The organism is Nostocoides japonicum T1-X7 (assembly GCF_001046855.1).
Lineage (GTDB): Bacteria > Actinomycetota > Actinomycetes > Actinomycetales > Dermatophilaceae > Nostocoides > Nostocoides japonicum.
On the sequence record NZ_HF570958.1, the window covers coordinates 2,574,782 to 2,588,877 of the forward strand.

General features: G+C 71.1%; 10 protein-coding genes and 1 tRNA gene. 9 read left to right on the forward strand and 2 right to left on the reverse strand.

Features of this window, described 5'->3' with window-relative positions; all coding sequences use genetic code 11:
- The first annotated feature begins 957 nt into the window (after positions 1-957).
- Together BN12_RS24485 and BN12_RS11530 are read left to right on the forward strand one after the other, a co-directional pair.
- Positions 958-1,368 (forward strand): DUF6318 family protein, encoded by a 411-nt coding sequence (locus tag BN12_RS24485; protein ID WP_235432380.1) that lies wholly within the window; start codon positions 958-960, stop codon positions 1,366-1,368.
- A gap of 383 nt (positions 1,369-1,751) precedes the next feature.
- On the forward strand, positions 1,752-2,333 hold the full coding sequence (locus BN12_RS11530; RefSeq protein ID WP_235432381.1) for a hypothetical protein: 582 nt from the start codon (positions 1,752-1,754) through the stop codon (positions 2,331-2,333).
- Between the two features lie 8 nt (positions 2,334-2,341).
- On the opposite strand, the gene BN12_RS25780 is transcribed toward BN12_RS11530, so the two are convergent.
- A complete protein-coding gene (locus BN12_RS25780; protein WP_200901199.1) occupies positions 2,342-4,345 on the reverse strand; it encodes a DUF222 domain-containing protein in 2,004 nt (667 codons plus the stop codon).
- Between the two features lie 906 nt (positions 4,346-5,251).
- Between BN12_RS25780 and BN12_RS11540 the strand changes: the two genes are divergently transcribed.
- A complete protein-coding gene (locus BN12_RS11540) occupies positions 5,252-5,974 on the forward strand; it encodes a M50 family metallopeptidase (RefSeq protein ID WP_235432382.1) in 723 nt (240 codons plus the stop codon).
- A 231-nt stretch (positions 5,975-6,205) separates the two neighbouring features.
- Here BN12_RS11540 and BN12_RS11545 read toward each other — a convergent pair.
- Positions 6,206-6,288: transfer RNA gene (locus BN12_RS11545), tRNA-Leu, on the reverse strand.
- Positions 6,289-6,462: 174 nt separating this feature from the next.
- Between BN12_RS11545 and BN12_RS11550 the strand changes: the two genes are divergently transcribed.
- The 6 genes from BN12_RS11550 to pknB all read left to right on the forward strand — a co-directional run.
- Complete coding sequence (locus BN12_RS11550; protein WP_048552611.1) at positions 6,463-7,473, forward strand: FhaA domain-containing protein; 1,011 nt, start codon at positions 6,463-6,465, stop codon at positions 7,471-7,473.
- A gap of 28 nt (positions 7,474-7,501) precedes the next feature.
- A complete protein-coding gene (locus tag BN12_RS11555) occupies positions 7,502-8,005 on the forward strand; it encodes an FHA domain-containing protein FhaB/FipA (protein WP_048552613.1) in 504 nt (167 codons plus the stop codon).
- A gap of 3 nt (positions 8,006-8,008) precedes the next feature.
- Positions 8,009-9,382: a PP2C family protein-serine/threonine phosphatase gene (locus BN12_RS11560; protein ID WP_048552615.1), complete on the forward strand. Its 1,374-nt coding sequence runs from the start codon at positions 8,009-8,011 to the stop codon at positions 9,380-9,382.
- Positions 9,379-10,761, forward strand: a complete 1,383-nt coding sequence (locus BN12_RS11565; RefSeq protein ID WP_048552617.1) for an FtsW/RodA/SpoVE family cell cycle protein — start codon at positions 9,379-9,381, stop codon at positions 10,759-10,761. The genes BN12_RS11560 and BN12_RS11565 overlap by 4 nt, the downstream gene beginning before the upstream one ends.
- Positions 10,758-12,221 (forward strand): peptidoglycan D,D-transpeptidase FtsI family protein, encoded by a 1,464-nt coding sequence (locus BN12_RS11570; RefSeq protein WP_048552618.1) that lies wholly within the window; start codon positions 10,758-10,760, stop codon positions 12,219-12,221. The genes BN12_RS11565 and BN12_RS11570 overlap by 4 nt, the downstream gene beginning before the upstream one ends.
- On the forward strand, positions 12,218-14,096 hold a 1,879-nt coding region (gene pknB, locus BN12_RS11575), incomplete at its 3' end, for a Stk1 family PASTA domain-containing Ser/Thr kinase (protein WP_083454596.1). The genes BN12_RS11570 and pknB, both read left to right, overlap by 4 nt.

Genomic DNA, 14,096 nt, shown 5'->3' on the forward strand with positions numbered 1-14,096 from the left:
GCCAGCCCCGTGCACCGGCAGCGTCCTCATGACCTTCTGGGGAAGATAGCCAGTGTCCTGGCTCTAGCCATCTTCCCCACAACGTCCGTAGGGCGCTGCCGCCCGACCCCGGTGTCGCACGACCACCCCCGGACCCAGCTGCCGCGTGATGTGACCGCTCGACCCCGAGGACTCCAGTCCCGCGAGGCCCTTCCCGACCCAGCCATCTATGCACCGCGACAGGCCGGGGCGGTGCGCGGGCGCCTCGACAGGCCGGCCCCGTGCACCGGGTCGGCTCCTCACGACCTTCTGGGGAAGATAGCCAGAGTCCTGGCTCTAACCATCTTCCCCACAACGTCCGCAACCCCCCGCCACCCGACCCGACGACCGGAACTCCCGCGACCAGCACCCCACCGGCCCCGTGCACGCGCCGCGACAGGCCGGCCGCCGTGCGCGGGCGCTGCGACAGGCCAGCCCCGTGCACCGGGTCGGCTCCTCACGACCTTCAGGGGAAGACAGCCAGAGTCCTGGCTCTAGCCATCTTCCCCACAACGCCGCATGTCCCCACCGCCCCGAAGACCGCTTGGGAGCGGTAGACCCTCCCCCCGGGCTTCTCACCAGATGGGCGCCCAAGGTTGCCCCGACCCGCCGACCCTGCCTACATTTCCCGCAACTCAGCGGACACGGGCGCTTCAGCACCGCCTGTGGATAACTTTCGGGGCGCTGAACTGAACATCGCTAAGGTCACGCACGAATACCTGCCCGTGACCAACGAGAGGGGCCCAGATGAGACGTCACGCACCAGCAGTGGCGGCGATGACGCTCGCCGCTCTCCTCGCCGGATGCAACGGCTCGGATCCAGATCCCTCCACCAGCACCACGACGCCCCCGACGTCGGCCCCCTCGGCCACAACGACTACATCGAACGGACCCACTACCTCTGAAGCACCTTCGAATCTGCCATCCGATCTACCCTCCTTGGCCCGCCAACATTCACGCGAAGGCGCCATTCAGATGGCTAAGTACTTCGTGGCGTCCACAGATAAGGCATATCGCACTAACGATCCCTCAACAATCGCAGCGATTTCATCAAAGTCCTGTGCTGGCTGCCAAGGCGTTATCGATGACGTGGCCAAGAACAAGAGGGCCGGAAGTCACCAAGACGGACAGGGAATGAGAGTTGATGCCGTTCTTCCACGTCCCACTCCAACGAATGAGTTGGCTCAAGAGGTTGTCGAGCTGCTCATAGACTCCAGTACAGTCGATTTCGTTAAGAGCGATGGCTCACATGCGTTTACTTCAACAGGAAAGAAGTGGACTCTGAGGGTCTTCCTTGCCTGGGTCGCTGGAGGATGGCAGATACAAGCAGCCGGTGAGGTTCGTCAATGAGAGGCTCACTGACGGTAGTGGCAGCGATCATCGCAGGCTTGCTAACGGCGAGCGTCCAAACATTAACCACGGCGCGTTCATCCGATGCGGCAGGACGATGTGGTATGGGGAGTACGACCGCCCCGGTGAGCCAGGGTCGAGGCGGTCTCGGCAGAGACTCTGCCGTTGTGCAGGTCACCTCGGTCAGTCCTGGTAGTTCTTCAACGGGGTGTGCAGACACCGGAACCCCAGTGAGCCAGGGCCCAAGCGGATACGAATACAGGACTGAGATTGCGTGTGACCGTGCCATGACGGGCGGGAACGGACGGAATGATGGAACGACTGGCTGCTATGCAACGTTGATTGCCTGCGCTTACCAGGACCCACCGTCCACCACTCCGCTGATGAACGTCTATCGCCGGTTGAGGAACCCTGGACCAGGGGATCCGACGGGTTGGCAGTTCGTGGGCACGACGTGCAATCCGGAGTCGCTGCCTGGTGCGCCCATCTCACCTCCGGCGCCGACGTTCGCCCAGATTCAGAACGCCTTCCGCAACCTGCCGTTCGCCAAGCCGGCCGTACACATCCAGCCGGAGGGGAACAAGACCCTTGTCAATCTGCCCACCTTCTATGAGGCTCGGTGGCCGGCGGCAGGGCTCTCAGCCGGTGAGGACAGCGACCCCATCACTCTCCTGGGGTGGACCATCGAATTCCGCATCGAGGCGTACTCCTACACCTATCGCTATGGCGATGGCACGAGCTCACCGGCGACGAAAGACCTCGGCGGCACCTACCCTGATGGCTCAATCCGCCACACCTACACGAGGGCGGGCACGGTACCCGTCAAGGTCGATGCTCGGCTCACGGGCCAGGTCCGCATCAACGGTCAGACGTGGGAACCCGTCAACACAGTCGTCGACCTCGCTGGCGAGCCGATCACGCAGTTGCGTGTTGCCACTGCCACGAATCGTCTGGTGACTCAATGAGTTGAGCCTCAGGCGGTGAGCCCGAGGTCGTCCGGATGCGTGGCCCCCGGATCGAGCCCGTGCCGGGCCGGGTGAGCGGACGGCTTCGAGGTGTCCGCGGCGGGCTCGGTCGGGCCGGGTCGGCTCGGGTCGGCCTCCGGAGCCCAGGCATCCGAGTAGTCGTCGTGGGGGTCGGAGACGGGGTGGAACCCCCAACCCAGGACCGGTGGCGCCATCGAGGAGTAGGCGTGCCCGGTCGGGGTGGTGACCCGGATCGTGTGCGGCCCGGCCGGCTCCGGCGGGTCGGTCACCTCCGGTGCGGGCGGAGCCGGGGCCTCCGGCACGGGCAGGTCGGCGACCCCCGGCACGGGCAGGTCGGTGACCCCCGGCGCGGTCGGGGCTGGTGCCGCGGTGGCCTGCCGGGGTCCGGGGGATGTGACCCGAGCGTCCCATCCGGGCTGTTCCTTGGTCAGGTTGCAGCGGCGGCACAGGCCCGCCCCGTTCGCGACGCTGGTCGGACCGCCGGCAGCGTGGGCGACGACATGGTCGGCATCCCGGATCGGCGCATCGCACCACGGGGTGCGGCACACGTCGTCCCGCAACACCAGCAGCCGCCGCAGCTGCCCGGTGAACACCCGCCGGTGAGAGTCCATGGCCACCAGGTCCCGCCCCTCGGGTGCGGTGTACAGCCGTCGCACCCAGACGCGTGCCGCCTCCACGCCGGACTCGTCCTGGTCACCTGCGCAGCCGCATCGACGAGCCGGCAGCTCCTCCCCACGGATGACCGCCCGCGCGACCGCCGCCGGCAGGCTGCCGTGACCCGGGATACGAGCCGGCTCCTCGGCCCGCCTCGGGGACCGTGGACCGGCTCGACCAGCCGGTCCCGTCGGACACTCCGCACGCTCGTCGGGGTCTCGTATGCCTGACACCCTCGAGCCGCGTCGGGCTGACACCGTCGGACCATGTCTTGGAGTCTGGGTTGACGTTGGGGTCCCAGGATCCTCGGCGTCGCCGGCGGCGTCCTCCTGGTCGGTCGAGCTGCCCCGCGGGGGCGATACGCTCGAATCGGCCGCCGAAGGGGCGTCCGACGGCGCCGGAGGTGTGGGACGTGCCGGTTGGTGGAGCGGCGTCGACGACGAGGGTGCGGTCGTCGCGGAGCCGCCCTGGGCCGACGTGGCGCCGGGCACGCTCGATCCACCCGCGGTCGGTGACGTGGGTGGAGAACCGGCCCCGCCGGAGCGTGCGGTGCGTCCTGCATGCGAAGCGGCAGCGCCGCCGCCGAGGTCGCCGTCGTCACGGGTGCACGGGCCCCCAGCCGGGCGATCCGGGCCCGCCCGGCCGCCGGAGCCGGGATCGTCGGGCCGGGCACGGGCGGGGCCGGGCCGGCTCTCCTCGCCGTCGCGGTCGGTGTCGCCGAAGAGGGAGACGTCGGTCATCACGAGGTTGACCTCGACCGGTTGGGCCTGCCCCAGGCCGCGGCCGGACAGCCACCGCAGCGCGGTGTCGGCCATCACCTGCCCCAGGCTGCGGCCGTCAGCCTCATCGACCCGGCCGTCGGCGTCGGCCTCCTGGGGCCCGCCGGTGGTGACGACCCGGGCGTGCCGGGTCAGCGCCGCATACGCCCCCACGACCTCCACCAGGGGACCCAGCACCGACAGGTAGGCCATCCCGTCCGGCGCCGGACGACACGTCACCCGCCGCGAGGCCACCGCCCGAGCCCGCCGCGCCACGACCGCCGCGGCATCCAGCTCCTCGGCCAACCGCCGCGCCGCCCGCTCCACCCCCCGATCACCCAGCGAGGGCAGATCGGCCGCCAGCCGGGCGTCGGCCACCGCCCGCACCCCCGGCTCCAGGATCGCCGTCTCCCGCACCACCAGGGTGGCGCGCCACTCGTTGGTCTCACCCCGCTCCAGCGCGGCCAACGTCCGCGGCAGCTCGGTGACCAACGCCCGGGCCAACCCCACCAGCCGGTCCCCCTTGACCGGCGACTCCCGCCGCGCCAACGCCACCTGCGACCCCACACTGCGCGCCACCGCAGCAGCGTCGTAACGGCCACCTCGCCCACCCGCGTGTGCTCCGCGACCCTCCCCGACACGGCCATCAGCGCCCCGCCCCGCGTCGCCGGGCGGATCAGTCATCTCGGCCCGCGCCCTCGCGCTCTCGTGCTGGGAGTCGGCGAACGCGACCGTCACCCGCGCCTGCCCTGCACTGGCCGCACACTTCACCTGCTCCAACGCCGCGATCAGCTCCACCCGCTCACCATCGGCACACCCGGCACCATCCACCCCGCCCAGCCGGGCCGCCAGCTCCCGCACCACCGATGCGGTCCACCCGCTCCCCACAGCACCGGGCACCTCCACCCCCGCCGCGGCAGGCACCGGCCCGACCCCAGGGGGTCGCGGGGCGTCTACCGGTTCGCTCATCCATTCATCATACATCTGTTCGTATTCGAACACAAGAGCGAGACACGGTGGAAATGCCTGCGGCACAGCATGTTTCGTAGGAGGCCCTGGTCCACACACTCCGCCGTCACGACGCTAGCAACGACCCCCGACAACCATCCCCGTCCGTCGCTCGCGCGCTCCGCCGCTCTCCAGGTCTGCCGAACGTGTTGCCCGCATGCGGAGCGCAGTCAGCCCTTCTGTCGACCGATCGGCTGCCATCACCAGCTCGGGCCGAGGGCTCGGTACGCCCGATCACGGATGCCCATCCGGAGACAGACAGGAGATAGATGGAAGACAGAGAGGTCCGTCGCGGCGGGTCGGCACACCCACCCGACGGGAGAAGAGTAGTTCCCTGCCCGGCGTCGCCAGGCGACCGACAACCCCCACTCGACACGCTGGGAGAGGGGAGGAGATGGAAGGAGCCGCCAGGAGGGTCGGGCACCCGGGAACGGGGAAACCGTGCGAGGGCACAGGTCTCATACGTACCGTCTCCCCGTGGACCTCACCTCGACGATCTGGGAGCGGATCGCGCCCGCCCCAGCCGGCGCGATGACCGGCTCCAGCGTGGTCCTCGCCTTCGCGGTCGCGTTGGCGGTATGCCTCGTGCCGGGTCTGTGGCGGTGGATGCGCCTCGCCGTGACCCTCGTCCACGAGCTCGGGCACGCCGGCGTCGGGATCCTCGTCGGGCGACGGTTCACCGGGTTCGTCGTCCGCGGCGACATGTCGGGCCACGCGGTGACCGCCGGCCGCCCCACCGGGCTGGGCCGGGTCGCCACGACCTGGGCCGGCTACCCCATGCCCGCGGTCGTCGGTGCCGGACTCGTCCTGGCAGCCACCGGCCGCCAGGCAGCCCCCGTCCTCACGGCGCTGATCCTCATCCTCCTCGGCGCCCTGCTGCGAGCCCGGTCCGCCGGGACCCTGCTCACCCTCCTCGTGTCCCTCGGGATCGCCGCCGCCACGTGGTGGTGGCGCTCGGACGCCGTGCAGGCCCAGCTCCTCCTCGGCCTCGGCGTCGTGCTCCTCGTCGGTGCCTGGCGTCACCTCGGAGCCGTGATGAGCGGCGCGCACCCTCGGGGGATCGCCGACGTGAGCGACCCGGGGGTACTCCACCGGCTGACCCACATCCCGCGCGTCGTCTGGACCGGGTCGTTCGTCCTCGTCCTCGCGGCCGCAAGCTGGTACGCGCTGCTCACCCTCCACACCGCCGCCACCGGCTGAAGGCCACCGACCCGACGGCATCAGCCCGACTCACCCGTCGCCGACGCCTGGACCGCGTCCCACCCGCCCGGGAACGGGTAGCCGGGTCGTGGGCCCCGAACGGCGGGGCGGCCGCGCCGCCAGCCGCGGACGGATGCGCGGGCGGACGAGCGAAGTCCTGGGCCGATGACACACACCACGACGGACAGAGAGGGCGAGAGGAAAGGAATACCGCGACGGCGGCTACGTGGGTGCGAGAGGGGGGATTTGAACCCCCACGCCCATAAGGACACTGCCACCTGAAGACAGCGCGTCTGCCGTTCCGCCACTCTCGCGTGAGCCTCCATAGTGTGCGGCATGGCGGTCATCGATCGCAAACCGCACGCTCCCCGTGGCGGGCACGTCCACCGGCCATCCATCGTCGACCGTTACGATCGACGAACGCATCACGCGCCACACCGGCCAGCCACAGGGGCCACCCAGCCGAGTCATTGCGAGGAGGTGCCGCGATGGGGATCTTCGACCGGGTCGAGGCCAAGCTCGAGAAGGCCGTCAACGGAGTCTTCGCGCGCGCCTTCCGGGCCGAGGTCCAGCCGGTCGAGATCGCGAGCGCCATCCGCCGGGCCATGGACGACCGCGTCGCCGTCCTCGGCAAGGGCCGGACGTTCGTCCCGAACCTCTTCACGATCGAGCTCTCGTCGACCGACTACGGCCGCCTCGGCGGATACGGCGACGACCTCGAGGAGGAGCTCATCGCCGCCGCGCAGGAGCACGCGGAGTCCCAGCGCTACCACCCGGCCGGCACGATCCGGGTCAACCTCACCGAGTCGGACGACCTCGAGACGGGCGTCTTCCGGGTCCGTCCGCAGACCGCGAAGCACACCGGCCTCACGGGATCGTCGCCCCGCCTGCCCCAGCAGCGACCAGGACGCTCGTATGCCGAGGAGCCGCCTTCTCCGTCGACGTCCGGGCGGCGTGGGGCATCCGGCTCGCCCGGGGCCGGTGGAGCCGGCGCCGGGTCCGGGGGGGTCGCGGCCGCAGGGGTAGGAGCCGGGGCAGGAGCAGCGGCCCGGGGCGGTGCGGCATACGAGCCCTACGACGTCGAGGCGGACGAGCGCCGGCAGCGCCAGCGGTCGAGGCGCTCCTTCGACGAGGCCGACGAGCTCGAGCCGACCCAGCGCCACGACCCGATGCCGGTCGCCGGCGCACCGCGGCGGGTCAACCCCGCGGACCGCCCGTGGCTCGACATCGACGGCGAGCGCTACCCCCTCATGGGGGCGCTCACGATCGTCGGCCGCGACGACAGCGCCGACATCATCCTCGACGACCCCGGCATCAGCCGGCGGCACAGCGAGATCCGGGTGACGGCCGACGGGCCGCACTTCGTGACGACGATCCGCGACCTCGACTCGACGAACGGCACCTTCGTCAACGGCGAGCGCGTCGTCCGACAACGCCTCGAACCCGGCGACCGCATCACCGTCGGCCGGACGAACGTCACCTTCCGGGCCGGCCGGTGAGGCGGAGCGGCGCAGGGGAGGCGGGCCGATGAGCGAGCTCACCATCACCCTCATGCGATTCGGTCTCCTCGCCCTCCTCTGGGTCTTCGTCTTCTCCGTCGCCGGCGTGCTCCGCGGCGACATCTACGGCATCCGGGTCGTCCGCCGCCGCTCGACGGTTCCGGCCCAGCCCGGCCTGAGCCGCAGCGAGCAGCGGGCCCGGGAGAAGGCCGAGAAGGCGGCCCGCAAGGCCCAGTCCCGGCTCGCGACGCACCTCGTCGTCACCGACGGCCCGCTCGCCGGCACGAGCCTGCCGCTGCGCGACGCGGGGACGATCATCGGCCGCAACCCGGAGGCCTCGCTCGTCCTCGACGACGACTACGCGAGCGGACGCCACGCGCGGATCCACCGCGACGAGGTCGGCTGGATCGCCGAGGACCTCGGCTCGACGAACGGCACCTACCTCGACGGGGAGCGCCTCACGACGCCCACCCGGGTCGACGTCGGGAGCCAGTTGCGGATCGGGCGCACCGTCGTGGAGCTGCGGCGGTAGCCGATGCCCATCGCGTTCGACTACGCCGCCCGGTCCCATGTCGGGATGGTGCGAGGGAACAACCAGGACAGTGCGTATGCCGGGCCGCACCTCCTCGCGATGGCCGACGGCATGGGCGGGCACGCCGGGGGCGACGTGGCGAGCTCCATCGTCATCGGCGCCCTCGTCGACCTCGACGACGACGCGCTGTCCAGCGCCGACGCGGGCCCCGCGCTGCTGCGGAGGATCCGGGAGGCCAACGCGGAGATCTCCGAGCGCATCGAGGAGGACCCCCGTCTCGACGGCATGGGGACGACGCTCATCGCGATCCTGCGGACCCGCGACAAGCTCGTTCTCGCCCACATCGGCGACTCCCGCGCCTTCCTCGTGCGGGGCGGCGAGGTCACCCAGATCACCAAGGACCACTCCTTCGTCCAGTCGCTCGTCGACGAGGGGCGGATCAGCGTCGACGAGGCGAGCACGCACCCGCAGCGCTCCCTCGTCACCAGGGTCCTCACCGGCCGCGCGGAGGACGAGCCCGATCTCGTCGTCCGCCGGGCGGTGGCCGGGGACCGCTACCTCGTCGCCTCCGACGGCCTCACCGACTTCGTCGCCGCCGACACGGTGCGCGAGGTCCTGTGCCGCGACGAGCCGCCGGCGGCGGTCGCCGACCAGCTCGTCGACCTCGCGCTGCGCGCCGGAGCCCCGGACAACGTGACGGTCGTCGTCGGCGACGTCGTCGACATCGCCCGCACCAAGCCTCCCTCGACGGTGCCGCAGATCGTCGGCTCCGCCGCCCTCCGGAGCAAGGGCCCGTCCACCAAGCCGATCCCCGTGACGCCGGCGGAGAAGGCGGCCGCCCTCCGGGCCGAGACGAGCGGCTCCACCGACGACGAGGAGCCGGACGACCTCGAGCTCGCCGAGGAGGGCCGGCGCAGCAAGGGGGTCCGCCGGCTGCGAGCCATCGCCGTCGCGGTCGTCGTCATCGTCGTCCTCGCCGGGGGCGGCTACGCCGGCTACCGATGGACGCAGACGCAGTTCTATGTCGGTGACTACCAGGGAAACGTCACCGTCTTCCGAGGCGTCGATGCGAGCATCGGCCCCATCGACCTGTCCACCCCGGTCACCATCTCCGACGTCAAGGTGTCCGACCTGCCCGACTTCTACTCCAGCCGGATCCGCGACGGCGTCGACCGGCCCGACGAGGCGAGCGCCGCGGCCCTCGTCGGCCAGCTCCGTCTCGAGGCGATGGCCTGCGTCGTCTCGCGGCTCACGGGCAAGGAATGCGAGCCGACCGGCAGCACCGACGTGACACCGGGCCCCAGCCCGTCGACGACCCCGTCGACACCGCCCAGCCCGACGACGTCCCCGTCGACGACGAAGGGGCGGTCCGCATGACGGCCGTCGCCCCCGCGCGGGTCCGCAAGGGCCGGGGCATCGAGCTGGTCCTCCTGCTCTTCGCGGTCGGCATCGTGACGCTCGCCTACTGCAACGTCGAGCTCGCCGTCAACGACGCCCTCCCCCCCAACCTCCTCGTCCAGGTCGGCTGGCTCCTGGGGGTCGCCCTCGCCTTCCACCTCGTCCTGCGCTGGCGGGCCTCGTATGCCGATCCGATCCTCCTGCCGCTCGCCACCCTGCTCAACGGGCTCGGCCTCGTCATGATCCACCGGCTCGACCTCGCCCACGGCCGCGACCTGGGCAGCAGCCTCGCGTTGCGCCAGCTCATCTGGACCGCCGTCTCCGTCGTCGTCGCGCTCGTCGTCCTCGTCGTCCTGCGCGACCACCGGGTCCTGCGCCGCTACACGTGGACCTTCGGCCTCGGTGGCTTCGTCCTGCTCCTCCTCCCGCTGGCCCCGGGGATCGGACGCGCGGTCAACGGCTCGCGGATCTGGATCGGCCTCGGCCCCTTCACCTTCCAGCCCGGTGAGATCGCCAAGATCACCCTCGCCATCTTCTTCGCCGCCTACCTCGTGACGACCCGCGACGCCCTCTCGGTGGCCGGCCGGAAGGTCCTCGGCCTCACCCTGCCGCGCGGGCGCGACCTCGGCCCCATCGTCGTCGTGTGGCTCCTGTCGGTCGGCGTCCTCGTCTTCGAGAGCGACCTCGGCACGTCGCTGCTCTTCTTCGGCATCTTCGTCGCGATGCTCTATCTCGCGACCGAGCGCATCTCGTGGATCGTCATCGGCCTCCTGCTGTTCTGCGTCGGGGCCTACGTCGCATACCTCATGTTCGGCCACGTGCAGACACGCGTCCTGCTGTGGCTGCACACCTTCTCCCCCGAGGCGCTCAAGGCCTCCGACCAGCTCGCCAAGGGCATCATGGGGATGGCCAGCGGGGGGATGTTCGGCACCGGGCTCGGCAACGGACGGCCCGACATCACCTACTTCGCCGAGTCCGACTTCATCTTCTCCAGCTTCGGGGAGGAGCTCGGGCTCATCGGGGTCTTCGCGATCCTCATGCTCTACGTGCTCTTCGTCGAGCGGGGCCTGCGGACCGCGCTCGGCACCCGCGACGGGTTCGGCAAGCTCCTCGCCGCCGGCCTGTCCTTCTCCGTCGCCCTCCAGTGCTTCGTCGTCGTCGGTGGCGTGACCCGCGTCATCCCGCTGACCGGGCTCACCCTGCCCTTCCTCTCCTACGGCGGGTCCTCGCTCCTCGCGAACTGGACCCTCGTCGCCCTCCTCCTGCGGATCAGCGACCAGGCCCGGCGCCCCGAGCCGGACCCCGGCGTGCGGCCGAGCAGCAGCAGCGAGGAGACCCAGGTGGTGAAGCTGCGATGAACGCCCCGATCCGCCGCCTCGCCACCGTCGTGGCCGCCCTCTTCGCCGCGCTCCTCATCTCGACGACGATGATCCAGTTCGTCTTCGCCAAGTCCATCAACGCCCGCCCCGACAACCGCCGGACCCTGCTCTCGACGTTCGGCGTCCAGCGCGGCCAGATCCTCGCCGACGGCAAGGCGGTCGCCGAGTCCGTCCCGAGCGACGACGAGTACAAGTGGCAGCGCAAGTACACCCAGGCCGAGCTGTATGCCCACGTCACCGGCTACTACTCCTTCCTCTACGGCGCGGGCGGCGGCCTCGAGGGGTCGGAGAACGACCTGCTCTCCGGCAGCAGCGACAAACTGTTCTACCAACGGATCAGCGACCTGCTGACCGGCAAGAAGCCCCGTGGGGCGAGCCTCACGACGACGATCGACGCCGCCGCCCAGCGGGCGGCCGAGGAGGGCCTGGGCAACCAGCGGGGTGCGGCCATCGCCATCGACCCGCGGACCGGCGCCATCCTCGCGATGGTGAGCCACCCGAGCTACGACCCCAACGTCCTCGCGAGCCATGACATCGACGCGACGGTCAAGGCGTGGCGCACCCTCACGACCGACAAGAGCCAGCCGATGGTCAACCGCACCATCGCCGGCAACCTCTACCCGCCGGGCTCGACGTTCAAGCTCGTCACCGCGGCGGCCGCCCTCTCCTCCGGGAAGTTCACCCCGAGCAGCGTCCTGCCCGGCCAGGCCGTCCTCGACCTGCCGGGGACGACCGTCGGGCTCCCCAACGACGGCCACGTGCCGTGCAGCCCGACCGGCAAGGTCACGCTCACCGAGGCCCTCCGGGTCTCGTGCAACCCGGCGTTCGGCCAGCTGGGGATGGACCTCGGTCAGGACGCGGTGCGCGCCCAGGCCGCCAAGTTCGGGGTCGGCGACGAGCTGGCCGTCCCCATGCGGGTCACGCCGAGCGTCTTCCCGACGGGTCTCAACGAGGCCCAGCTGGCCCAGTCCTCGATCGGCCAGTTCGACGTCCGGATGACGCCCCTGCAGGTCGCGATGATCTCGGCGGCCATCGCCAACAGGGGCGTCGTCATGAAGCCCTACCTCGTGAAGTCCGCCATCGTCGACTCCGAGCTGAGCGTCGTCGACCGGGCCCAGCCGGAGAGGCTCAGCGAGGCCGTGACACCCGAGGTGGCGAACGAGCTGAAGTCCATGATGATCGGCGTCGTCCAGGGCGGCACGGGCACGGCGGCCCAGATCCCGGGTGTCGAGGTGGCCGGCAAGACGGGCACCGCGGAGACGGCGGCGGGCGCCAACCCGGACGCCTGGTTCACCGGCTTCGCCCCCGCGAACGGCACTCCAAAGGTCGCCGTCGCGGTCATCGTCGAGGACGGGGGCAACGCCGGCAGCGAGGCCGCGGGCGGGCGCGTCGCGGGGCCGATCGCCCGCGACATCATGAAGGCGGTCCTCGGGGAATGACGACACCACACCTCCTCGGAGGGCGCTACGAGGTCGACGACCTCGTCGGCCGGGGCGGCATGGCGGAGGTCCACCGGGGGTTCGACACCCGGCTCGGGCGCCAGGTCGCCATCAAGCTGCTGCGCTCCGACCTCGCCCGCGACCAGAGCTTCCTCGGCCGGTTCCGGCGCGAGGCGCAGTCCGCGGCAGGGCTCAACCACCCCTCGATCGTCGCCGTCTACGACTCCGGCGAGGACCATGTCACCCAGCCGGGCGGTGCCGTCGTCCCGCTCCCCTACATCGTCATGGAGTACGTCGAGGGGTGCACGCTGCGCGAGTACCTCGCCGAGCGGGACCATCTCGACCCCGCCGATGCCGCCCGGATCACCGAGTCGGTGCTCGACGCCCTCGCCTACAGCCACCGGCACGGGATCGTCCACCGCGACATCAAGCCCGCCAACGTCATGGTCGGCGACCATGGCGAGGTCAAGGTCATGGACTTCGGCATCGCGCGCGCGGTCGCCGACTCCAACGCGACGATGACCCAGACCCAGGCCGTGATCGGGACGGCGCAGTACCTCTCCCCGGAGCAGGCGCAGGGGATGCAGGTCGATGCCCGGTCCGACCTCTACTCCACGGGCTGCCTCCTCTTCGAGCTGCTCACCGGCCGGGCCCCCTTCCAGGGCGACACCCCCGTCGCCATCGCCTACCAGCACGTCGGCGAGGTACCCGTCCGGCCGAGCGCGGTCAACCCGGAGGTCCCCGAGGCGCTCGACGCCGTCGTCTGCCACGCGCTCGTCAAGGACCGCGAAGGCCGCTACCAGAGCGCCGAGGAGTTCCGCACCGACGTGCTCCGGGCCCGCATCGGCGGACCGGTGAGCGACGCCGCGATGGCCAGCCTCGCGGCCCTCTCGACGGGCGCCGCGGCATACGCCACCCGCGGCTCCGCCGGAGGCATCGGCGAGGCCATGCCGACCGAGGTGTATGCCGCACAGACCTACCCCGTGCAGGACGAGAAGGGCAACACCGCCTCCCTCCCGGCCGTCGGGCACGACCCCGACGACGAGGAGAAGGACCGGCGGCGGGTCGGGGCATACCTCCTGCTCACCCTCGCCGTGCTCGTCGCCGTCGGGCTCATCGGCTGGGGGGTCAGCAGGCTCCTCACGGCCGAGGAGCCCAAGCCACCGACCCAGGTGACGGTGCCGAAGATCGTCGGGCTCACCGAGCAGCAGGCGCAGGCCGCGCTCTCGGCGCGGCACCTGCGATGGGAGCGCAACCCCGTCGACAGCAACGAGCCGGCCGGCGAGGTCCTCTCCCAGAGCCAGGAGGCCGGCACCAAGGTCAACGAGAACTACATCGTCAACTACGACGTCTCGCTCGGCCCCTCGACGCTCGCCCTTCCCAACGTCGCCGGCCTGTCCGTCGCGGACGCCACCGACCGGCTCACGGAGGACGGCTTCAAGGTCGCGGGCAGGACGAAGACGGTCGACAACAGCCGGTACCCGAAGGGCCAGGTCGACTCGACGGACCCGGCCATCGGCACCCCGACCCAGACGGGCACGACCGTGACCCTCAAGGTGTCCTCCGGCAAGGTGACCGTGCCGAGCGTCGTCGGGAAGTCCCAGTCCGACGCGGCGACCGCGCTCGCCGAGGCGGGCCTGTCGCCGGCGTTCGCCTCCGCGGAGTCCGACGCCGCGCCCGGGACGGTCATCGCCCAGTCGCCGCGCAGCGGGCTCGTCGACCGGGGCTCCACGGTGCGGATCACCGTCGCCATCCCCCGCCCCCCGACGTCGACGACGACCTCGGCACCCCCGACGACGACGGCACCGACGACGAGCCCCACGACGAGCGAGACCACCTCGCCGACGGGCACGGCGACGACGCCGCCCCCGCCGT

What these genes read in the sequence shown, in the direction of transcription:
- BN12_RS11570 (WP_048552618.1), top strand. Translation starts at nt 10,758, where the DNA reads ATGAACGCCCCGATCCGCCGCCTCGCCACCGTCGTGGCCGCCCTCTTC.
- BN12_RS11530 (WP_235432381.1), top strand. Translation starts at nt 1,752, where the DNA reads ATGAACGTCTATCGCCGGTTGAGGAACCCTGGACCAGGGGATCCGACG.
- BN12_RS11555 (WP_048552613.1), top strand. Translation starts at nt 7,502, where the DNA reads ATGAGCGAGCTCACCATCACCCTCATGCGATTCGGTCTCCTCGCCCTC.
- BN12_RS11560 (WP_048552615.1), top strand. Translation starts at nt 8,009, where the DNA reads ATGCCCATCGCGTTCGACTACGCCGCCCGGTCCCATGTCGGGATGGTG.
- BN12_RS11565 (WP_048552617.1), top strand. Translation starts at nt 9,379, where the DNA reads ATGACGGCCGTCGCCCCCGCGCGGGTCCGCAAGGGCCGGGGCATCGAG.
- BN12_RS11550 (WP_048552611.1), top strand. Translation starts at nt 6,463, where the DNA reads ATGGGGATCTTCGACCGGGTCGAGGCCAAGCTCGAGAAGGCCGTCAAC.